Genomic DNA, 20572 nt, shown 5'->3' with positions numbered 1-20572 from the left:
GCGCCCGCTCAGTGCCCGTAGAGGAGAGCTGGGTCGGCCAGGACCACATCCGCCCGACCGGCCGCGGCCTCGACGAGGTCGTCCTCGAAGCCGTGGCCGCCGGCCAGCAGCAGCCGCGCCCCGGTCGCGTCGAAGCCGGGTCGCCGTACCAACAGGGCCCGGATCCGCTCCAGCCGCTGAAGGTCGACCCGGCCCAGCCGGCGACCCCACTTGACCTCACCGATCGCCAACAACGGGCGAGGGCCGTCGCCCGTTGGCGGCTCGCCCACCGCGACCAGGTCGAGTTCGTGGCGCGTCCGGGTGTCCGGATCGGTCAGCGTCGCCGCGCTCACCTGGGCGACGTGCCCACCGAGAAGCTCGGGTTCGGCGAAGCGGAGCGCCCACTGCCGCACGATCTCCTCGAACCGGGGTCCGAGCACCGCGCTGGCGTAGCGGCGCTGTGAGCGACGCCAGACGTCGGCGCCGCGCCGCTGCTCCAGAGCCGTCCACGCCGGGCGCATCACGGCCTGGTAGAAGGTGATCAACGGCTCGGTGATCCGGTAGCTGCTGCGACCGCTGCGCAGCGGGTCGGGCTCGCGCAGCAGCAGTCCGGCGTCCTCCAGCACGGTCAGCGGGTGCTGGAGGTCGGTGGCCTTCCGCCCGATGTAGCCGGCGATGCCGCCCCGGCTGGCGTTGCCCTCCGCGACGGCGGCGAGAACCGAGTGGTACAGCGCCGTGTCCCGCAGGTCCGGATCCTCGGCCAGCAGGTACCGGGCCTCACGGAACAGCGGCCGGGCCGGGTTCAGGACCGTCCGCACGATCCACGCGTCGAAGTCGTCCGGCCCGGCCGGGGTGTCGTCCTGGACGTACTCGCGGCGGTACGCGGGGGTGCCTCCGACGACGGAGAAGACGCGCACCGCCAGCAGCGGGTCGTCGATCTGCCAGAAGGCCGCCGCGGCGCGGAAGTCCAGTGGCTGCACCGGCAGTTCCAGGCCGGCCCGCCCGCGCAGCGGCGCCGACCCGGCGAGCAGTCCTCCCATGAAGGACAGCGCCGAGCCGCACAGCAGCAACCGCGCCCGGGACCCGGTCCGCTCCGGACGCCCTGGTGTCAGCGCGTGCTGAATGATCGACGGCAGGTCACGGGCCGCACGCACCAGGTACGGGAACTCGTCGAGGACGACAGTGACGGGGCGCTCCCGTCCCAGCGCGAGCAGCGCGTCGACAGCAGCACCCCAGTCCGGCAGGTGGACGGGGCCTGGTGACCCGGAGTACGCGCCCAGCGCCTCACCCAACCGGCGCAGCGATTCGGTCGACGTCGCCTCGGTCGCGCCGAAGTAGAAGCCGGCGCTCTCCTGCGCCAGTTGGTACAGCAGCAGGGTCTTGCCCTGCCTCCGGCGGCCGCTGACCACGCCGAGCGTCGCGCCGGGCCGCTCGTCGGCCACGAACCGGGCCAGTTCGGCCCACTCGACGTCCCGGTCGAAGATCTCCGCGGGTTTTCCGAGCAGCGGCATACGGAACCACATTTCTTATAACTACAGTTCTAAGAAGTGTAGTCCTACATTCTGCGTCACTGACAGCTTCGCCGACGGCGGTTCATCATCGGCGGATGGATGACGCATACGTGGTGGGTGACCCCGACGGCCTCAGCCCGCTCCAGGCCGAGATCCGCGACGCGGTGGCCCGCGAGCTGCACGCCCAGTTCGCGCTCCGGGCGGACCGCCTCGAACTGGCCGACCTGCCCGAGGTTGCCTACCAGATCACGCGCCGGGTGGACGAGGTGCTGACCGCGCGCCCGGCCACTACACCCCGGCGTACGAGTGCAGACCGGTGAAGAAGAAGTTCACGCCGAACAGGTTCATCATCACGGTCAGGAAGCCCACGATGGAGATCCAGGTGGCCACGTTGCGCTTCACGCTCGGCGTGGCCCGGGCGTGCAGGTAGCCCGCGTACACCACCCAGGAGATGAACGCCCAGGTCTCCTTCGGGTCCCAGCCCCAGGCACGACCCCAGGCCGCCTCGGCCCAGATCGCCCCCGCGATCACCGCGAAGGTGAAGATCGGGAACGAGAAGGCGTGCAGCATGAAGGTCAGCCGCTCCAGCCCGGCCGCCTCCGGGAGGCGGCGGGCCAGGGTGTACGGGAAGCTGCGCCGCCCCTGCTCCCAGCCGGACCGCATCAGGTACGCGGCGGCGGGCACCACGCCCAGCAGGAAGATGCCCGAGGCGAAGATGATCGTCGAGACGTGGATGATGAACCACCACGACTGCAGCGCCGGCATCAGCGGCTCGATCGGCACGTAGAGCTTCAGCTCGGCGAAGGCCAGCAGCAGCACCATGACCAGCGTCAGGAACAGCCCGAGCCGGCGCAGCCACGGCTGCTTCCAGAGCACCACGAGCCAGGCCGCCACACCGATCCAGGTGCCGGTCAGCACGAACTCGTACATGTTGCCCCAGGGCATCCGGTCGGCGGCGAGGCCCCGGGTGACCACGGCGCCCAGGTGCACGGCGGCTGCCAGCACGGTGAGCCAGGCGGCGATCCGGCCGGCCAGCACGGCCCGCGCGCCGGTACGGTCCGGGCGCGGCGGCGTGGCCGCGACGGCCGGCTCGTCGATCGTGCCGCCGGCTCCGCCGACGCCCGCGCCGACCAGCTCCCGCGCCGGCGCGGCCGCGGGCACCTTCCGCGCGTTGCCCAGCGCGAACTCCACGGCGTGGCTGATCATCGCGATCAGGTACGCCAGGATCGCGAACGCGACCAGCTGGTCGGAGAGTGCGGACATCAGTCGTCTCCTTCTCGCGCCCGCCGCGCGTCCGGCGCGTCACCGCTCACCGCGGCGACGAGCTGCGCGAACTCGTCGGCGAACCCAGGGTGCTCGGTGCGCGGCAGCCCACCGGCCTCCACCAAACTACTACCGCTCGTCGGAGATCCGCCCTCGGGGGGCGAAACCCGGAACCAGACCCGGCGCCGCCGGGCGAACAGCGAGCCCATCAGGCCCAGCAGCAGCGTGCCGCTCGCCACCAGCAGCAACGTCTGCCCGGGCGCGTGCCGGACCGCGAGCGTGATGTACGGCTTGGTGCCGACGAACTCCAGCGTGCTGCCGTCGTCGAGGGTCCACTTCTCCCCCGGCCGCAGCAGCTTGGTGCCGATCTCCTTGAGCTTGCCGTCGTCGATCTGCCGCCGGTCCAGCGCGTAGACCGAGCCGGGGATGCCCGCGTCCAGCCCGAGGTTGCCCCGGTACGCGGTCAGGTTCACCGCCGGGTTCCGCTCGGCCGGGTACTGCGACGAGACGTACGGCGCGCTCTCCGGCGCGGTCGGCAGGTAGAGCCCGTCGAAGGCGATCTGCTGGTCCGGGGCACGCGCGCCGGTCTTCGGGTCGACGTTGGCGTCCGGGAAGATCGCCACGCCCTCCTCGGTCGCGTTGGAGTCACCGGTGCGCAGGAACGGCGCCTCGCTGGTCTGGCTGCGGCCGTACCTGTCGGTGTACTTCAGCAGCGGCGCGTAGCCGTTGCCGAGCAGGTAGACGTTCGCCGAGCCGAGCCGCAACGGCGAGTTGACCGAGAACCCGGCGGTCCGTTCCGTGCCGCCCGGCTCGTCCACGGTCACCGTGGCCCAGTAGCGGGACGCCAGCCCGGACGGCAGGTAGTCGGCCTCGAACTTCTCCAGCGTCAGGCAGAACGGCGGCAGGTCGGAGCTGTCCACGCGCGGGCCGAGCGACGCCTCGGCGTACTGCTGGCGGGTGTTGCAGAAGGCGTTGTCCTCGCCCGCCACCAGGATGCGGTTGCCGTGCCATCCGTACCAGGAACCGAGCGCCACCCCGAGCAGGACGGCGACCAGCGACACGTGGAAGAGCAGGTTGCCGGTCTCCTTGAGGTAGCCCTTCTCGGCGGAGACCTCGTCGCCGCGCACGGTGACCCGCCACCGGCGGCGGCGCAGCACCGCCGCGATCGCCTCGGGGTCGGCGGCGGCCGGGGCCTCCAGCACCGCGTGCTGGGGCAGCCGGTCGAACCGCTTCGGCGCGGCCGGCGGCTTCATCCGCAGCGCGCGGACGTGGTCGCGGGCGCGGGGCAGGATGCAGCCGATCAGCGAGGTGAACAGCAGCAGGTAGATCGCGGAGAACCAGACCGAGCCGAAGACCTCGAACGCGCCGATCTGGTTCAGCCGGGGCGCGAGGTCGGGGTGGTCGACGAACCACTGGTTGACGCGTTCCGGGTTGACGCCGCGCTGGGGCAGCACCGAGCCGGGGATGGCCGCGACGGCGAGCAGGAACAGCAGGATCAGCGCCGTACGCATGCTGGTGAGCTGCCGCCACGAGTTGCGCAGCAGGGCCAGCACCGGGTTGACCCGCCGCCGGGGCGCCTGCGCGGGTGGGGTCGACGGCCTGTCGTCAACGGTCGTCATCAGATGCTCACCTCGCCCACGCCCACGTTCGTCTGCAACCAGATCACCACGTTCACCCAGCCGCCGGTGATCAGCGCCAGGCCGATCGCGATCAGCAGCGCGCCGCCGATCCGGGTGACCCACCGGCTGTTGCGCCGGACGGCGCGGAACACCCCGAGCAGACGCTGGAAGCCCAGCCCGAAGACGACGAACGGTATCCCCAACCCGAGGCAGTACGCCACGGCGAGCACCACCGCCCGGTCGGTCCCGCCCTCGGTGGCCGCCATGCCGAGCACCGCGCCGAGCGTCGGGCCGGTGCAGGGCAGCCAGCTGAGCGCGAAGACCGCGCCGAGCACCGGCGCGCCGAGCAACCCGGCGGAGGGCAGCCAGCGGATGCGGAACTCCCGCTGCATACCGGGGATCACCCCGAGGTAGCCGAGGCCGAGCACCACCACGAGCGCGCCGATGACGATCTCCAGCGTGCGCTCGTACCGGAAGAAGAGCTTGCCGACGCCGGAGAAGAGGATCGCGGTGGCGACGAACACGACGGTGAAGCCCGCGATGAACAGCAGCGTGCCGGCGAGCACCCGGCCCTTGACGGCGGCGGTGGTCCGTTGCGGCGTCGCCCGCTCGGCGACGCTCACGCCACCCGAGCCACCCGAGCCACCCGAGCCGCCCGCGCTGCTGCCGGCGGCGGCACCGGTGTTAAGAAGGGGCCCTTCCTCTACCGGAGGCGTTAAAAGGGGGCCCTTCCTTGCACCCTCCAGGTCGGAGCCGGCCAAGCCGGTCACGTACGACAGGTAGCCGGGCATGAGCGGGAGCACGCACGGGGACAGGAAGCTGACCAGTCCGGCCAGCGCCGCCGCGCCGACCGCGAGCAGCAGCGGGCCGGACTCGGCGAGCTGGCGGAACGTCTCGCCCATCAGCGGGCGCCGTTCGGCGGCGGCGACTCGGCGGCGATGTCCTCGACGATCGGCCGCAGTTCGTCGCGGGTGACGGCCCGGCGGATCACCACGGCGATCCGGCCCTCGCGGTCGAGCACGACCGTGGCCGGGGTGGTGTTCGGCGGGATGTCGAAGTTCAGCGCCTGGCGGCTGGCCGGGTCGAAGATGCTCGGGTACGTGACCCGGCCCTCCTCGAAGGCGATCGCCTTGTCCTTGCTGTCCTGCACGTTGATGCCGAGGAACGTCACGCCGGAGCCCTTGGTAGCCTGGTAGGTGGCCTCCAGGTCGTCCGCCTCGGCGCGGCAGGGCGCGCACCAGGAGCCCCAGAAGTTGACCACGACGACCTGCCCGCGGTCGCGGGAGATGTCGTAGCTGCCGCCGGTGAGCAGTTCACCGCTCACCTTCGGCGTCTTGGAGCGCTGGTCCGGGGCGCAGGTGACTGTGGAACCGTCGGCCGCGCACCGGCTCTCCTGGCTGCCGGAGGAACAGCCGACCAGCACCGTACCGGCGGTCACGGCGGCGAGCAGGGCGGCGGCGAGCCTCCGGGTGAGCATCAGGCCCCCTTGGCCGTCCGGGCGGTCGGCGAGATCGAGACGAGGTGGGCCGCCGGCTCGGAGTACCCGATACCGACGATCTTGGCGCCGTCGAAGTGGAACGAGGTGAGGCTGGCCAGGCCGCACTGGCGACGGCGCGGGTCGTGCCAGAGGCGCTTGCGCTCGACGTGCCGGCGCAGCGTCCAGATCGGGAGCTGGTGCGACACGAGCACCGCCTCCCGCCCCTCGGCGGCGACCCGGGCGGCGTGCAGCGCGGCGAACATGCGCTCGGCGATGGCCCGGTACGCCTCGCCCCAGGACGGGGTCACCGGGTCGCGCAGCACCCACCAGTTGCGCGGGTCGCGGAACGAGCCGTCACCGGGCGAGACCTTCTTGCCCTCGAACCAGTTCGCGCTCTCGATCAGGCGCTCGTCGACGCCGACGGAGAGACCGAACTGCGCTGCGATCGGCTCGGCGGTCTGCTGGGCGCGCTCCAGCGGGCTGGCCACCACGTGCACCACGGTCCGGTCGGCGAGCGCCTGCGCCGCCGCCTTGGCCATCTGCACGCCCAGCTCGGAGAGGCGGAACCCGGGCAGGCGGCCGTAGAGGATGCCGTCCGGGTTGTGCACCTCGCCGTGCCGCAGCACGTGCACCACAGTCTCCGCCACTGGTTACCCCCCGTGTCCCGCCGCTGCCGCCGCCCGCGCCGCCACCGGCAGGGCGGCGGCGATCTGCTCCCACGCGGCGTCGTCGATCGCGGTCGAGACGAACCACGACTCGAACGCGCTCGGCGGCAGGTAGACGCCACCGGCGAGCATCGCGTGGAAGAACGCCTTGAACGCCGGCACCACCTGGGTGCGGGCGCTGTCGTAGTCGTGCACGTCCGCGTCGGTGAAGAAGACCGAGAACATGTTGCCCGCGGTGGAGAGGCGGTGCGGCACGCCCGCCGCGGACAGCGCCTCGGTGGTCAGCTTGCCCAGCGCGGCGGCGGTCTCGTCGAGCCGCCGGTAGAGCGCGTCGTCGGCCAGCCGCAGCGTGGCCAGACCGGCCGCGCAGGCCAGCGGGTTGCCGGAGAGCGTGCCGGCCTGGTAGACCGGGCCGGCCGGGGCGAGCTTCGCCATGATCTCCGCGCGCCCGCCGAACGCCGCGGCGGGCAGGCCGCCACCCATGACCTTCCCGTACGTCCACAGGTCCGCGTCCGAGGGGTCGAGGCCGTGCCATCCGGCGCGGGACACCCGGAACCCGGTCATCACCTCGTCGACGATGAGCAGCGCGCCGTTGGCGTGGGCGATCCGGGCCAGCTCGGAGTTGAAACCGTCGCGGGGCGCGATCACGCCCATGTTGCCGGCGGCGGCCTCGGTGATGATCGCGGCGATGTGCTGCCCCTCGGCGGCGAACGCCTCCTCGACCGCGCGCAGGTCGTTGTACGGCAGCACGATGGTGTCGCCCGCTGCCGCGCCGGTCACGCCGGGCGAGTCGGGCAGGCCGAAGGTGGCCACGCCGGAGCCGGCGGCGGCGAGCAGCGCGTCGGAGTGGCCGTGGTAGCAGCCGGAGAACTTGATGATCTTGGCGCGGCCGGTGAAGCCGCGGGCCAGCCGGATCGCCGACATGGTCGCCTCGGTGCCGGAGTTGACGAGGCGCACCTGCTCCACCGGCGTCCGCGCGATGATCTCCTCGGCCAGGTCGACCTCACCCGGCGTCGGCGTGCCGAAGCTGGTGCCGAGCGGCGCCGCCTCGCGCAGCGCCTCCACCACTGCCGGGTGCGCGTGACCGAGGATCAGCGGACCCCAGGAGCAGACCAGGTCGACGTAGCGCCGATCGTCGGCGTCGAAGAGCCACGGACCCTCCCCCCGGACCATGAAGCGCGGGGTGCCGCCGACGGCACGGAACGCGCGCACGGGAGAGTTGACCCCGCCGGGCACGACGGCCTTGGCGCGGTCGAACAGGGCCTCGGAGGCCGGGGCGTCGGCCGGGTAACGGCCGGATCCGGCGGAAAAGGTCTCGGTCACGATGGGGCCATTGTGTCAGCGCCGGAGCGCTGCCTGGCAGGCACCCCGCAACGGGGGTTACCAGGCTCACCCGCCGCTCACCCGCCTGAGCGGCGCGGCGGACCGACGGCGATCCGCTCGACAGGCCCGTCGGTCGAGATCGCGATAGGCTGACCGGGTGGATCGTGCCGAACTGTCCATCACCGTACACCGGACGGGTGACGAAGCCGTGCTTCGCCTGGCCGGTGAGATCGACATGCTCACGGCCGCCCAGCTCTCGACAGTGGTGAACGAGGTGCTGGCGGATCCGCCCCCGCGCATCGTGCTCGACCTGGCCGGGGTCACGTTCTGCGACTCGCAGGGCCTCGGCACGCTCGTGGTGCTCAGCCGCAAGGCCAGCCACACCCAGTGCCTGCTGATGCTCACCAACGTCGGCGACTTCCTGATCCGCGTCCTGGACATCACCGGCCTCCGCAGCGCCCTGATGATCCGCAACGAAGCCACCCCGTAGCCCTCACCTCCGCCCTCCCCCGCGATCTTGCACTTGCGGCCCTCCGTGCGGGTGATTCGCCCGCTTTGTCGGGGCCACAAGTGCAAGATCAACGCGGGTCAGAGGACGGGGATGTCGCGGCGGCGGAACGTGAGCAGGCCTGCTGTGGCCAGAGTCACCGCCAGGGCCGTCAGCACGTAGAGCGGGGTGGGGGTCCACGCGTCGCGCAGCACCTGCGGGGTGTGCGTGAACGGGGACACGTCCAGCAGCCACTGGTCCAGCTCCAGCACGGCGCCGAGCTGCCCGAGCAGCACGCAGACCGCCAGCACCACCCACGCGGCGGACGCGAGCCGGGGCAGCAGGCCGTAGAGCAGCACGGCGAGCCCGGCCAGCACCCACGCCGCAGGCACCTGGGCCAGGCCCGCGGCGAGCATCCGGCCCAGCTGGCGGGGCACGTCACCGGTGCTCAGCCCGTACGTCAGGCCGGTGGCCAGCCCGGTCACACCGAGCACCACGACCGGGCCGAGCAGCGCGAACGCCACGTGCGAGAGCAGCCAGGTCGAGCGCCGCGTCCCGGTGGCGAGCACCGGCTCGGCGTGCCCGGCGGCCTCCTCGGCGCGCATCCGCAGCGCGGCCTGGATGCCGTACCCGGCTGCTGCGAGCCCGGCCAGGCTCAGCGTGACCCCCAGGTACGCGTCGGCCATCCCGGACGCCCCGCCGAGCCGGGCCACGATCTCCTCCATCCGCGGACTCCCCTCGACCGACCGACCGGCCGCCTCGGCCGCGCCACCGAGGATCAGCCCGAGCAGGCCGAACCCGACCGACCACCAGAGGATCTGCCCCCGGTGCAGCCGCCAGGCCAGCCCGAACGGACCGGACAACGCGCCGCCCGCGCCGGCCGGGCCGAGCCGGGGCGGCAGCACGCCCGCGCCCAGGTCGCGGCGGACCGAGATCGGGTACGCGAGCGCGGCGAGCAGCACGGTGGCGGCCAGTGGCAGCAGCACCACCCACCACCGCTCCCCCTCGTACGGGCGGACGCGGGCGGCCCAGCCCAGCGGGGACAGCCAGCTCGGCCAGTCGTCGCCGGCGGTGTCCCCGGCCAGGCGCAGCCCGAACGCGGCGCCGAGACCGGCGAGGCCGATGCCCCGCGCCCCGCCCGCAGTCTCGGTGAGCTGGGCGGCCAGCCCGCCGAGCGTGGCGAAGACGGCGCCGGTCAGCACGGTGACCAGTCCGTACGCGACCGAGCCGCCGACCGGCAGCCCGGTCGAGACGAGCCCGGCGGCGGTGAGCAGCCCGAGCACCAGGTCGGCGCCGTACGTGACGAGCAGCGCGGCGGTCAGCCCGGCGTGCCGCCCGAGCACGCTGCCGCCGAGCAGTTCCCGTCGCCCGGCCTCCTCCTCGGTGCGGGTGTGCCGGATGACGGTGAGCAGGCTCGCCAGCGCGACGATGAGCAGCAGGAAGCCGCTGCGCTGGGCGGTGAGCGCGCCGACGCTGTCGCCGTACGCCGGGCCGAGCAGCGCGACGATCGACGGGTTGCGGGCGGTGCCCTCCAGGTACGCGGCCCGCTCGGCAGCGGTCGGGAACAGTTCGAAGAAGCTGGCCGCGTACGTGATCGGCAGCACCGCGAGGACCAGCACCCACAGCGGCAGCAGGAGGCGGTCCCGGCGCAGGATCAGCCGGACCAGGTGACGCGTGCCGGTGAGCGCGCTCATGACCGGTCCGCCGTCTCGGAGGGCGCCGCGTCGGAAGAGGGCGCCGCGTCGGAAGAGGGCGCCGCCTCGGACGGCGTCGTCTCGTAGTGCCGCAGGAACAGTTCCTCAAGCGTGGGCGGCGTGCTGACCAGGCTGCGTACCCCCAGCTCGGTGAGCCGGCGCAGCGCGGCGTCGAGCGACGCGGTGTCCACGTCGAAGCGGACCCGCTGCCCGTCCACCCGCAGGTCGTGCACGCCCGGCAGGTCGGCCAGGCCGTCCAGCGGCGCGGTGACCTCGGCGTCGATCGCGGTGCGGTGCAGGTGGCGCAGGTCACCGAGCGTGCCTGACTCCACCGCCCGGCCGGCCCGGATGATCGTCACCCGGTCGCAGAGCGCCTCCACCTCGGCCAGGATGTGGCTGGACAACAACACGGTGCGCCCGTCCTGCCGGGCGCGGCGGACCCAGTGCTGGAAGACCTCCTCCATCAGCGGGTCGAGCCCGGAGGTCGGCTCGTCGAGGATGAGCAGTTCGACGTCGGAGGCGAGCGCGGCGACCAGACCGACCTTCTGCCGGTTGCCCTTGGAGTAGGTGCGGCCCTTCTTGCGCGGGTCCAGCTCGAACGACTCCAGCAGCTCGGCGCGGCGTTCCGGGTCGAGCCCGCCGCGCAGCCGGCCGAGCAGGTCGATCACCTCGCCGCCGCTGAGGCCGGGCCAGAGCGTGACGTCGCCGGGTACGTACGCGAGGCGCCGGTGCAGCGCCACCGCGTCCCGCCACGGGTCGCCGCCCAGCAGTCGGACGGCCCCCGCGTCCGCCCGCAGCAGGCCGAGCAGCACCCGGATGGTGGTCGACTTGCCGGAGCCGTTCGGGCCCAGGAAGCCGTGCACCTCTCCGGTGCGAACGGTCAGGTCGAGCCCGTCGAGGGCCCGGGTGCGGCCGAAGGTCTTCACCAGGCCGGACACATCGATTGCCGTTTCCATACTTCAGAAGCTACGCTCGTTTCACAAAGTTGTGAAGACTGTAGGGTCACGGGGTGAGTGTCGAGGAGCCGAGCATGAACGTGCCGCCCCAGCACGACGAGGAAGAGGTCCACCTCTTCGTCGAGCGGATGGCGATGGCCTTCGCCGACGTGGGCTTCCCCCGGATGGCCGCCCGGGTCCTGTTCACAGTGATGAGCGCCGACGACCCGCTCACCGCGGGCGAGATCGCCGAGCGGCTCGGCGTCAGCGCGGCGGCGGTGAGCGGCGCGGTGCGCTACCTGACCCAGTTCGCCATGCTGGTCCGCGAGCCGGTCAAGGGCTCCCGGCGCGACCGCTACCGGATGCCCGACAACCCGTGGTACGAGGCGACCATCACCAAGACCACGCTCTACAAGAACTTCATCGACATCGCCGCCGGCGGAGTCGACGCGCTGCACGGCCGGAGCACACCGGCCGGTGAGCGGGTCGCCGAGATGCGCGACTTCTTCCTCTTCGTGCAGGAGGAGCTGGAATCGCTCGGCGACCGCTGGCGGGCCCGGCGGGCCGCGACCGGGCACGGCGGCCCGGCCGGCGGCTGAACCGTCAGCGGGTGTTGCCCCAGCGCGCCTGCTCCAGCAGCTCCACCGCGCGCTCCCGGGTGGACGGGTCGTCGTCGGCGCGCAGCAGCGCCGTCGCCTCGTCGACCGCGTCGGTCAGGTGCCGCCACTGCAGATCCCGTTCCCGCACCAGATCCGACTGGGCGGCGAGCTGCCGCGTCTTCACCCACAGGTCGACGAAGACCGTCACCTTTGCGCGCAGCACCCACGGGTCGAACGGCTTGGTCAGGTAGTCGACCGCACCGGCCGCGTAGCCGCGCAGCGCGAGCTGGGCGTCCTTGTCCGCGGCGGTCAGGAAGATGATCGGTACGTGCCGGGTGCGCTCGCGCCGCTTGATGTGGGTGGCGGTCTCGAACCCGTCCATGTCCGGCATCTGGGCGTCCAGCAGGATCACCGCGAAGTCGTCCACCAGGAGCTGCTTGAGCGCCGCCTCGCCGCTCTCCACCGCGACCGACTGCACCGGGAGACCCTGGAGGATCGCCTCCAGCGCCATCAGGTTCTCCCGCCGGTCGTCCACCAGCAGGGCCTTGGCCGTCTGCGTCACGCGTTCTCCTCGCCTCGGCTCCGGCTGATCCAGGACGCCATCAGTTCGATCAGCTCGTCCAGGTCCACCGGCTTGGTGATGTAGTCGCTGCCGCCGGCGCCGAGCGCCGACTCCCGGTCGCCCGGCATCGCCTTCGCGGTCAGGAAGACGATCGGCAGGTCCGCGAACCGGTGGTTGCGGCGGATCTGCGCTGTCGTCTCATACCCGTCCTGGTCCGGCATCATGGCGTCCATCAGGACGATGTCCACCTCCGGGTGCTCGGCGAGCTGGCGGACGCCGTCCGCCCCGTTGTCCGAGTACAACACGGTCATCCCGTGCAGTTCCAACGCGGACGTCAGCGCGAACACGTTCCGCACGTCGTCGTCGATGATCAGCACGGTCACGCCGTCCAGGCGCCGGGTGGCGGGCGTCTCCTGCGGCTGCGGCAGCTCCATGGGCATGAGCAGCGACGACGGCAGGCCCGCGCGGCTCGGCGACGGTGGCGCCGGCGCCACCACCGCGTCCGGCGCCAGCACATCGGGTACGAAGAGAGTGAACGTCGAACCCTGACCGGGCGCGGACGAGACGGTGATCGTGCCGCCGAGCAGGCGGGCCAGGTCACGGCTGATGGACAGGCCCAGGCCGGTGCCGCCGTAGCGGCGGCTGGTGGTGCCGTCCGCCTGCTGGAACGCCTCGAAGATCAGCGACAGCTTGTCGTCGGAGATCCCGATGCCGGTGTCGATCACGGTGAACGCGATCACCCGCTGCGCGTTCGTCAGCGCCGGCACGTCGAAGACGGCGTTGTCGGCCGCCGGGCCGATCCGCAGCGTCACCGCGCCGTTGTCGGTGAACTTCACCGCGTTCGACAGCAGGTTGCGCAGGATCTGCTGCAACCGCTGGGCGTCGGTGACCAGCGCGGGCGGCAGGTCACGGCTGACCCGTACCTGGAAGTCCAGGCCCTTCTCCTCGGCCTGCGGCGCGAACGCCTGCTCGACGTAGCCGCGGATCTCGGCGAACTGGATCTCGGTGGGCTCCACGTCCATCCGGCCCGCCTCGATCTTGGACAGGTCGAGGATGTCGTCGATCAGCGACAGCAGGTCCGACCCGGCGCCGTGGATGGTCCGGGCGAACTCGATCTGCTTCGCGCTGAGGTTGCGCTCCGGGTTCTCGGCCAGCAGCCGGGCCAGCAGGAGCAGCGAGTTCAGCGGCGTACGCAGCTCGTGGCTCATGTTCGCCAGGAACTCCGACTTGTACGCCGACGCGCGGGTGAGCTGCTGCGCCTTCTCCTCCAGGCCGAGGCGGGCCAGCTCGATCTCCCGGTTCTGCGTCTCGATGTTGGCCTTCTGCTCGGACAGGAGCTTCGCCTTGTCCTCCAGCTCCGCGTTGGTGCGCTGCAACTCGGCCGACTGGTCCTGCATCTCGTGCGCCAGCCGCTGCGACTGCGCCAGCAGCTCCTCCGTACGCCGGTTGGCCTGGATGGTGTTGACAGCGACGCCGATGGTGAGCACCAGCCGCTCCAGGAACGCCAGGTGCAGCTCGGAGAACGTGGCCACGCCGGCGAACTCGATCACACCGAGCAGCTCGCCCTCGAACTGGACCGGCAGCACCACCAGGTCGGCCGGGGGCGTGTCGGCCAGCCCGGACCGTACGACGAGGCGCCCGTCCGGCTGCGCCTTGACCCGGATCGTCCGGCGCGACAGGGCGGCCTGCCCGACCAGCCCCTCACCCGGGCCGAACGTGACGTCGTGGCCGCGTGCCACGTACCCGTAGGAGGCGGTGAGCCGCAGCCGCATGCTGCCCTCGGAGCTGTCCGCCAGGAAGAACGCGCCGAGCTGCGCGTCCACCAGCGGGGTCACCTCCTGCATGATCATGCGGCAGACCTCGCCCAGGTCGCGCTGGCCCTGGAGCAGACCGCCGATCCGGGCCAGGTTCGAGTCCAGCCAGCCCTGCTCGGCGTTCTTCTTGGTCGTCTCCCTGAGGGTGACGATCATCTGGTTGATGTTGTCCTTCAGCTCGGCGACCTCGCCCTGCGCCTTCACGTTGATCCGCTGGGTCAGGTCGCCGCGGGTCACCGACGTGGAGACCTGCGCGATGGCGCGCAATTGCGTGGTCAGGGTCGAGGCGAGCTGGTTGACGTTCTCGGTGAGGTCGCGCCACGTACCGGAGACGCCCTTGACCTGGGCCTGACCACCCAGCTTGCCCTCGGTACCCACCTCACGGGCCACCCTCGTGACCTCGTCGGCGAACGACGAGAGCTGGTCCACCATCGTGTTGACTGTGTTCTTCAGCTCCAGGATCTCGCCCTGCGCGTCCACTGTGATCTTCTGACCCAGGTCGCCGTTCGCCACGGCGGTGGTGACCGAGGCGATGTTCCGCACCTGGCTGGTCAGGTTCGACGCCATCGAGTTCACGTTGTCGGTCAGGTCCCGCCACGTACCCGAGACGCCCTTGACCTGGGCCTGACCACCCAGCTTGCCCTCGGTGCCCACCTCACGGGCCACGCGCGTGACCTCGTCGGCGAACGACGAGAGCTGGTCGACCATCGTGTTGACAGTCGACTTCAGCTCCAGGATCTCGCCCTGCGCGTCCACTGTGATCTTCTGCGACAGGTCACCCTTGGCGACGGCTGTCGACACCTGGGCGATGTTGCGCACCTGCGCGGTCAGGTTCGACGCCATCGAGTTCACGTTGTCGGTCAGGTCGCGCCAGGTGCCGGCGACGCCGCGTACCTGGGCCTGGCCGCCGAGCTTGCCCTCGGTGCCCACCTCGCGCGCCACCCGCGTGACCTCGTCGGCGAACGACGACAGCTGGTCCACCATCGTGTTGACAGTGGACTTCAGCTCCAGGATCTCGCCCCGGGCGTCCACAGTGATCTTCTGCGACAGGTCACCCTTCGCCACGGCGGTGGTGACCGAGGCGATGTTCCGCACCTGGCTGGTCAGGTTCGACGCCATCGAGTTCACGTTGTCGGTCAGGTCCCGCCACGTACCCGAGACGCCCTTGACCTGGGCCTGACCACCCAGCTTGCCCTCGGTACCCACCTCACGGGCCACCCGGGTCACCTCGTCGGCGAACGAGGAGAGCTGGTCCACCATCGTGTTGACGGTGTTCTTCAGCTCCAGGATCTCGCCCTGCGCGTCCACTGTGATCTTCTGACCCAGGTCGCCCTTGGCGACGGCCGTGGAGACCTGGGAGATGTTGCGGACCTGGCTGGTCAGGTTGCCGGCGAGCTGGTTGACGTTCTCGGTGAGGTCGCGCCAGGTGCCGGAGACGCCGCGCACCTGCGCCTGGCCGCCCAGCTTGCCCTCGATGCCCACCTCGCGCGCCACGCGCGTCACCTCGTCGGCGAACGAGGAGAGCTGGTCCACCATCGTGTTCACGGTGTCCTTCAGCTCCAGGATCTCGCCCTGGGCGGCCACCGTGATCTTCTGCGACAGGTCACCCTTCGCCACCGCCGTGGACACCTGGGCGATGTTGCGCACCTGCGCGGTCAGGTTCGACGCCATCGAGTTGACGTTGTCGGTCAGGTCCTTCCACGTGCCGGCCACGCCCGGCACCTCGGCCTGGCCGCCCAGCTTGCCCTCGGTGCCCACCTCGCGCGCCACCCGGGTCACCTGCTCGGCGAACAGCCGCAGCGTGTCGGTGAGCGAGTTCATGGTGTCGGCCAGCTCGGCCACCTCGCCGCGCGCGCCGACCGTGATCTTCTGCGACAGATCGCCCTTCGCGACGGCCGTCGCCACCTGGGAGATCGACCGCACCTGCCCGGTGAGGTTCGACGCCATGGTGTTCACCGAGTCGGTGAGGTCCTTCCAGGTGCCCGCCACCCCGCGCACGTCGGCCTGGCCGCCCAGCTTGCCCTCGGTGCCCACCTCACGCGCCACGCGCGTCACCTCGTCGGCGAACGACGAGAGCTGGTCCACCATCGTGTTCACGGTCCGGCCGATGCGCAGGTACTCACCGCGCAGCGGGCGACCGTCGATCTCCAGCGCCATGTGCTGGGACAGGTCGCCGTCGGCCACCGCCACGATGACCCGGGCGATCTCGGTGGTCGGCCGGCCCAGGTCGTCGATGAGCGAGTTGACCGCGCGCTGCCCCTCCGCCCAGGAGCCGTCCAGGCCCTCGTCGTCCAGGCGCTCGGTCAGCCGGCCGTCGCGGCCGACGATCCGGCTGATCCGCCGCAGGTCCAGATGCTGCCGCTCCTGCAACGACACCACGTCGTTGAAGGCGTCGGCGACCTCACCGGGCAGCCCCGCCCGCCGGGGCAGGCGCACCCGGAGATCGCCGCGTCCCACCCTGCGCAACGCCTCGACCAGTTCGCCGAGGAGCACCTCGTGGTCGGACGCGGACGGGTCAGCGGTCACCGACTGATTCACCGTGGCCATCGATCCTCGCTCCGCTCGGGCTCGTGCCGTCACACGGGCCATCCCATCATTGTGCCGCGCGATCCGTCGAGGTCACCGCGTGTGATCGCGCGTCACGTGCGGTATCGACCCGGGTGGCGGGTTCGGCCTGATGCTTGGCACCCGGGGTGGGCGCGGTGGAGGATACGAAGGTGTCAGCGGAGGCAGGGCCTGCTAGCGGCGGCGCGGACGAGCGCGTCCGCCGGGTCCGCCTCCCCGCCGACCGCCGCACCCCGGCGGCGGCCCGCGCGCTGGTCCGCACCATGCTGCTCGAAGCGCGGCTGCCCGAACTGCTGAACGAGGCGCTGCTGCTCACCACCGAGCTGACCACCAACGCCGTCGAACACGCGCGTACCGAACTGGACATCGAGGTCGACACCGACCGCAACGGCCTCACCGTGACAGTCACCGACTTCGCCTCCGGCCCGGTCGACGAGCTGATCGTGGGCGTGCGCAACACCACGTCCGACATCACCGAGGTCGCCGCCCGAGGACGCGGCCTGCTGCTCGTCGACCACTTCTCCAGCCGGTGGGGCACCACGTACCTGCCCACCGGCAAGGGCGTCTGGTTCCGCCTGGACCGGCCCGGCCCCGGCGGTTCCGCCCGGCCGTCGGCCGGCCCACTGCGCGTCGCCGAACCGGAAGGAAACGGCGACGGTACGCCGAGCGCCGCGGCGATGAGTGAGCTGATGCAGCTCACCCCTGACGCGTACGCCGACGAGCCGCTGCCCGAGTTCGCCACCGGACTGCTGACCCGGGTCGCCGAGATGGTGGGCGCCGCCGGTGGCACGGTCCGGCTGGACCGGGGCGACGGACTCGGCACCCAGGTCTTCGCCCGGTACGGCCGGCCGGCGCGCGAGGGCAACGAGCTGCTGCGCGTCCCACTCGCCGTGCACCGGCCGTACTCCGGTGAGCTGGAGCTGGACGCGGCGCCCTCGGCGTACGCCCGGCCGCTCGCCGTACTGGCCGCCGAACGGCTGTCGCTGCACCTGGAGAACGACCGGCTGCGCCGCGCCGACGTACGCCGCTCCACCTGGCTGACGTTCCTGGCCGAGGCCAGTGAACTGCTCGCCCAGTCGCTCGACGTCGAGCTGACCATGGCGCTCATCCCGCAGCTCGTGGTGCCCCGGCTCGGCCAGTGGTGCGCCGTGCACACCACCGACGAGTGGGGCCGCCTGCGGCTCGCCGCGTCGAGCCACGCCGACGAGGCGATGCTGCCGCAGCTGCACCGGATCCTCCAGGAGACCGGCCAGGACTCGATCCAGTCCCGGCTGCGCGAGGCGTCCCGCAACGCCGCCCAGGTGCCGCTCGGCGGGCCGATGGAGGGCTTCGCCGTACCGCTCATCGCCCGCGGCCAGCGGCTCGGCACCCTCGCTGTGGGCCGGCACCAGCGGCACCGGCACGACCCGGACGAGGTCTCGGTGCTGGAGGACGTGGCCCGCCGCGCCGCCCTCGCCATCGAGAACGCCCGCATCCACGCCGAGCGCCGCCGGGTCGCCCAGACGCTCCAGCAGTCGCTGCTGCCGCCGGTGCTCCCGGTGGTCGAGGGCATCGGCTTCGCCGCCGAGTACGTCCCGACCGGCGACGACGCGGAGGTCGGCGGCGACTTCTACGACGTGCTCCCGCTGCCGGACGGCCGCTGGCTCGTGGTGGTCGGCGACGTGTCAGGCAAGGGCGTGCAGGCCGCCGCCGTGACCGGCCTGGTCCGCGACGTGATCCGGGTGCTCGTGCTCTATGCGCTGGCCGTGCTTCGGGTGCCGGAGGCGGCGTACGGACTGTTCGCGGCCGGCGCGATCGCGGGCGGGCTGGGCGGCGCGCTGTTCGCCGGACGGCTGGCCGCCCGCTTCGGCACGCTGCCCACGCTGCGTGTCGTGCTGCTCGGTCAGACGCTGGCGCTGGCCGGATTCGCGCTGGCCCGGCACCCGCTGACCGGCGGCCTCGCGATGGCCGGGTTCACCGCCGGCTCCACGATCTGGAACAGCCTGCGGGCGGCGTACGGGCAGCGGCACGTACCCCCGGACCTGCTCGGCCGGGTGGGCGCGGCACAGCGGGTGGCCGGGCTGGCCGCCGCACCGGCCGGCGCGGTACTGGCCGGTCTCGCCGCCCAGGCGTTCGGCCTGACGCCTGTCCCCTGGGCGGCCGCCGCGGTCTTCGCCCTGGTCACGGCCGCCGTCTGGGTGACCTTCCGAGCGAGCACCGGCCCGCCCGCCGCGCCACCGCACTGATCACCCACCCCGCGCGTCAGCCACCGGGCCGCGCGGGCTCGAAGCCGGCCAGGCGAACGGCGATCCGGTGACGGAGCGGCGGGAGCGTGGAGACCGCCCGGAGCAGCAGATTCCGCAGCGGTCGCACGGCCGGCGGCGCGGCGGCGAGCCGGGTCAGCCCGGCGGCGAAACCGAGCACCTCCTCGGCGCGGGGGCGGCGGTCGGCGGCGTACCCGTCGAGGGCCTGCGGGCCGGCGGCGAGCGCGTCGCCGAGGGCGACCGCGTCGCGCAGGCCGAGGTTCATCCCCTGCCCACCGGCCGGGCTGTGCACGTGCGCCGCGTCCCCGGCGAGCAGCACCGGCCCGGACCGGTAGGTGCTCGCGATCCGGTGGTGGATCCGGAACCGGGACGCCCACGCCATGCCCGTGACCCGGTCCGGCCGGCGCGCCGGACCGCGCTCGTCCAGCAGCGCCTGGAAGTGGTGCGTCTGCGGGTCGCGCGGCGCGTCGTCCACAGTGGCGACCAGCCGGACCGTGCCGTCGGGCAGCGGCGCCCAGACCAGCGGGCCCCGCCGGGACAGGAAGAGGCTCACCTGGTCGCGCGGGAGCGCGCTGTCCACGTGGACGTCGGCGAGCAGGAACGACTCCCCGGGGTCGGCCGGGCCACCGAAGCCGATGCCGGCCAGCTCGCGGACCCGGCTGTGCATCCCGTCCGCGCCGACGACCCAGCGCGCCCGGACCGCGCGGCCGCCGTCGAAGCGGGCGACGGCGCCGTCGCCGTCGAGGTCCAGGCCGGTCATCTCGTACGGCCGCAGCACGCGCCCGCCGAGCGCGGTGAGCTGGTCGGTGAGCACCGCCTCGGTCTCGGCCTGGGAGATCAGCAGCGCGTACGGGTAGCGCGACGGCAACCTGTCGAAGGGGACGGTGACCAGCACCCGGTCCCGGTCGCGGACGCTGAACCGGGCCGAGTGCAGCCCTCGCGCGGCCAGCGGCGCGGCGACCCCGATCCGGTCGAGCACCTCCAGGGTGCCGGCGTGCACGACTGCGGCGCGTGAGGTGACCGGCGGCTCGGCGAGCCGGTCGACGACGGTAGCGGTCACCCCGTGCCGGGCGAGCGTGACCGCCACGGCCAGGCCGGTCGGCCCGGCTCCCACCACGAGGACGTCGGTGCGTTCGGGCAGCATCGCTTCCACCTCCGGGCTCGGTCAACAACTGTTTGCCAACGCTTGTTGACTTCACTGTAGGGCCGATGTCAACACGCGTTGGCATACAGTCGTGGACGTGACCGAACCCGCCACCCGCACCCGCCGCTCGGACGCCACCCGGGCGGCCATCCTGCGCGCCGCCCGGGAACGCTTCGCCGCCGACGGCTACGACCGGGCCACCATCCGGGCCATCGCCGCCGACGCCCGCATCGACCCGTCGATGGTGATGCGCTACTACGGCAGCAAGGAGGGGCTGTTCGCCGCGGCGGCCGAGTTCGACCTGCGCCTGCCCGACCTGGCCGAGGTGCCGCCGGACCGGCTCGGCGAGACACTGACCCGGCACTTCGTACGCCGCTGGGAGGCGGACGGGACACTCGTCGCCCTGCTCCGGGCCGCCGCCACCAACCCCGGCGCGGCCGAACGCATGCGCGGGATCTTCGCCGGCCAGCTCGCCACCGCGGTGGCCCGATCCGGTGCCGACCCGGCGACCGCCGACCGCCGGGCCGGTCTGGTGGCCAGTCAGATCCTCGGTCTCGCGCTCACCCGGTACGTCGTCCGGCTGCCACCCGTGGTGGACCTCGACCCCGAGGAACTGGCCGACTGGGTCGGCCCGACGATTCAGCGCTACCTGACCCAACCTTTGCCCCCGTCCCGCGCGTCTGGCGGGTGAC

Annotated in this window: 17 protein-coding genes; 5 read left to right on the top strand and 12 right to left on the bottom strand. The window is 72.4% G+C overall.

Annotation, left to right across the window (positions count from 1 at the left end):
• Window positions 1-8: 8 nt before the first annotated feature.
• The gene (locus ABD52_RS09865; protein WP_047891626.1) at window positions 9-1490 is read right to left on the bottom strand and encodes an ATP-binding protein; all 1482 of its coding nucleotides are present in this window, start codon (window positions 1488-1490) and stop codon (window positions 9-11) included.
• A gap of 95 nt (window positions 1491-1585) precedes the next feature.
• Here ABD52_RS09865 and ABD52_RS09860 point away from each other — a divergent pair, with 95 nt between their 5' ends.
• Window positions 1586-1810, top strand: coding sequence for a hypothetical protein (locus ABD52_RS09860; protein WP_047891625.1), 225 nt, complete (start codon window positions 1586-1588; stop codon window positions 1808-1810).
• Here ABD52_RS09860 and ccsB read toward each other — a convergent pair.
• Genes ccsB through hemL form a run of 6 tightly spaced genes read right to left on the bottom strand, consistent with a single transcriptional unit; the run spans window position 1779 to window position 7837 of the window.
• The gene (gene ccsB, locus ABD52_RS09855; RefSeq protein ID WP_013283546.1) at window positions 1779-2753 is read right to left on the bottom strand and encodes a c-type cytochrome biogenesis protein CcsB; all 975 of its coding nucleotides are present in this window, start codon (window positions 2751-2753) and stop codon (window positions 1779-1781) included. The two genes, ABD52_RS09860 and ccsB, sit on opposite strands and share 32 nt — an antisense overlap.
• Window positions 2753-4372, bottom strand: a complete 1620-nt coding sequence (locus tag ABD52_RS09850; protein ID WP_047891624.1) for a cytochrome c biogenesis protein ResB — start codon at window positions 4370-4372, stop codon at window positions 2753-2755. Before ABD52_RS09850 ends, ccsB begins: the two co-directional genes overlap by 1 nt.
• On the bottom strand, window positions 4372-5274 hold the full coding sequence (locus tag ABD52_RS09845) for a cytochrome c biogenesis CcdA family protein (protein WP_047891623.1): 903 nt from the start codon (window positions 5272-5274) through the stop codon (window positions 4372-4374). The genes ABD52_RS09850 and ABD52_RS09845 overlap by 1 nt, the downstream gene beginning before the upstream one ends.
• Entirely contained in the window at window positions 5274-5849 is a 576-nt protein-coding gene (locus tag ABD52_RS09840; protein WP_047891622.1) for a TlpA disulfide reductase family protein, read from the bottom strand. The genes ABD52_RS09845 and ABD52_RS09840 overlap by 1 nt, the downstream gene beginning before the upstream one ends.
• Window positions 5849-6496: a histidine phosphatase family protein gene (locus tag ABD52_RS09835; protein ID WP_013283542.1), complete on the bottom strand. Its 648-nt coding sequence runs from the start codon at window positions 6494-6496 to the stop codon at window positions 5849-5851. The genes ABD52_RS09840 and ABD52_RS09835 overlap by 1 nt, the downstream gene beginning before the upstream one ends.
• Window positions 6497-6499: 3 nt before the next feature.
• Complete coding sequence (gene hemL / locus ABD52_RS09830) at window positions 6500-7837, bottom strand: glutamate-1-semialdehyde 2,1-aminomutase (protein ID WP_047891621.1); 1338 nt, start codon at window positions 7835-7837, stop codon at window positions 6500-6502.
• Window positions 7838-7994: 157 nt separating this feature from the next.
• Here hemL and ABD52_RS09825 point away from each other — a divergent pair, with 157 nt between their 5' ends.
• Window positions 7995-8327, top strand: a complete 333-nt coding sequence (locus ABD52_RS09825; RefSeq protein WP_013283540.1) for an STAS domain-containing protein — start codon at window positions 7995-7997, stop codon at window positions 8325-8327.
• Between the two features lie 98 nt (window positions 8328-8425).
• Here ABD52_RS09825 and ABD52_RS09820 read toward each other — a convergent pair whose 3' ends face one another.
• Together ABD52_RS09820 and ABD52_RS09815 are read right to left on the bottom strand one after the other, a co-directional pair.
• Window positions 8426-10018, bottom strand: coding sequence for an ABC transporter permease (locus ABD52_RS09820; RefSeq protein WP_047891620.1), 1593 nt, complete (start codon window positions 10016-10018; stop codon window positions 8426-8428).
• Entirely contained in the window at window positions 10015-10974 is a 960-nt protein-coding gene (locus ABD52_RS09815; RefSeq protein ID WP_047891619.1) for an ABC transporter ATP-binding protein, read from the bottom strand. Before ABD52_RS09815 ends, ABD52_RS09820 begins: the two co-directional genes overlap by 4 nt.
• Window positions 10975-11027: 53 nt before the next feature.
• Between ABD52_RS09815 and ABD52_RS09810 the strand changes: the two genes are divergently transcribed.
• On the top strand, window positions 11028-11552 hold the full coding sequence (locus tag ABD52_RS09810) for a GbsR/MarR family transcriptional regulator (RefSeq protein WP_235437431.1): 525 nt from the start codon (window positions 11028-11030) through the stop codon (window positions 11550-11552).
• A gap of 4 nt (window positions 11553-11556) precedes the next feature.
• Here ABD52_RS09810 and ABD52_RS09805 read toward each other — a convergent pair whose 3' ends face one another.
• Together ABD52_RS09805 and ABD52_RS09800 are read right to left on the bottom strand one after the other, a co-directional pair.
• Window positions 11557-12114, bottom strand: a complete 558-nt coding sequence (locus ABD52_RS09805) for a two-component system response regulator (protein WP_013283536.1) — start codon at window positions 12112-12114, stop codon at window positions 11557-11559.
• Window positions 12111-16475: a HAMP domain-containing protein gene (locus ABD52_RS09800; RefSeq protein WP_047891618.1), complete on the bottom strand. Its 4365-nt coding sequence runs from the start codon at window positions 16473-16475 to the stop codon at window positions 12111-12113. Before ABD52_RS09800 ends, ABD52_RS09805 begins: the two co-directional genes overlap by 4 nt.
• Window positions 16476-16645: 170 nt before the next feature.
• Here ABD52_RS09800 and ABD52_RS09795 point away from each other — a divergent pair, with 170 nt between their 5' ends.
• Window positions 16646-18718, top strand: coding sequence for an ATP-binding protein (locus ABD52_RS09795; RefSeq protein WP_082171261.1), 2073 nt, complete (start codon window positions 16646-16648; stop codon window positions 18716-18718).
• A 16-nt stretch (window positions 18719-18734) separates the two neighbouring features.
• Here ABD52_RS09795 and ABD52_RS09790 read toward each other — a convergent pair whose 3' ends face one another.
• The gene (locus ABD52_RS09790) at window positions 18735-19880 is read right to left on the bottom strand and encodes an NAD(P)/FAD-dependent oxidoreductase (RefSeq protein ID WP_047891617.1); all 1146 of its coding nucleotides are present in this window, start codon (window positions 19878-19880) and stop codon (window positions 18735-18737) included.
• Window positions 19881-19971: 91 nt separating this feature from the next.
• On the opposite strand from ABD52_RS09790, the gene ABD52_RS09785 reads away from it, so the two are divergent.
• Window positions 19972-20571 carry a TetR family transcriptional regulator gene (locus tag ABD52_RS09785; protein ID WP_013283279.1) on the top strand — a complete coding sequence of 200 codons (600 nt, stop codon included), beginning with the start codon at window positions 19972-19974 and terminating at the stop codon, window positions 20569-20571.
• Window position 20572: the final 1 nt, after the last annotated feature.

Origin of the sequence: Micromonospora sp. RV43 (assembly GCF_001029515.1) — a bacterium.
In the GTDB taxonomy this organism is placed as follows: domain Bacteria; phylum Actinomycetota; class Actinomycetes; order Mycobacteriales; family Micromonosporaceae; genus Micromonospora; species Micromonospora aurantiaca.
The sequence above is the reverse complement of the archived record's forward strand: the minus strand, read 5'-3'. Positions and strand labels throughout refer to the sequence as shown.

Excerpts from the sequence above, each read along its gene's own strand:
- ABD52_RS09865 (WP_047891626.1), bottom strand. The coding sequence starts at position 1,490 with ATGCCGCTGCTCGGAAAACCCGCGGAGATCTTCGACCGGGACGTCGAG.
- ABD52_RS09860 (WP_047891625.1), top strand. The coding sequence starts at position 1,586 with ATGGATGACGCATACGTGGTGGGTGACCCCGACGGCCTCAGCCCGCTC.
- ccsB (WP_013283546.1), bottom strand. The coding sequence starts at position 2,753 with ATGTCCGCACTCTCCGACCAGCTGGTCGCGTTCGCGATCCTGGCGTAC.
- ABD52_RS09850 (WP_047891624.1), bottom strand. The coding sequence starts at position 4,372 with ATGACGACCGTTGACGACAGGCCGTCGACCCCACCCGCGCAGGCGCCC.
- ABD52_RS09845 (WP_047891623.1), bottom strand. The coding sequence starts at position 5,274 with ATGGGCGAGACGTTCCGCCAGCTCGCCGAGTCCGGCCCGCTGCTGCTC.
- ABD52_RS09840 (WP_047891622.1), bottom strand. The coding sequence starts at position 5,849 with ATGCTCACCCGGAGGCTCGCCGCCGCCCTGCTCGCCGCCGTGACCGCC.
- ABD52_RS09820 (WP_047891620.1), bottom strand. The coding sequence starts at position 10,018 with ATGAGCGCGCTCACCGGCACGCGTCACCTGGTCCGGCTGATCCTGCGC.
- ABD52_RS09815 (WP_047891619.1), bottom strand. The coding sequence starts at position 10,974 with ATGGAAACGGCAATCGATGTGTCCGGCCTGGTGAAGACCTTCGGCCGC.
- ABD52_RS09800 (WP_047891618.1), bottom strand. The coding sequence starts at position 16,475 with ATGGCCACGGTGAATCAGTCGGTGACCGCTGACCCGTCCGCGTCCGAC.
- ABD52_RS09790 (WP_047891617.1), bottom strand. The coding sequence starts at position 19,880 with ATGCTGCCCGAACGCACCGACGTCCTCGTGGTGGGAGCCGGGCCGACC.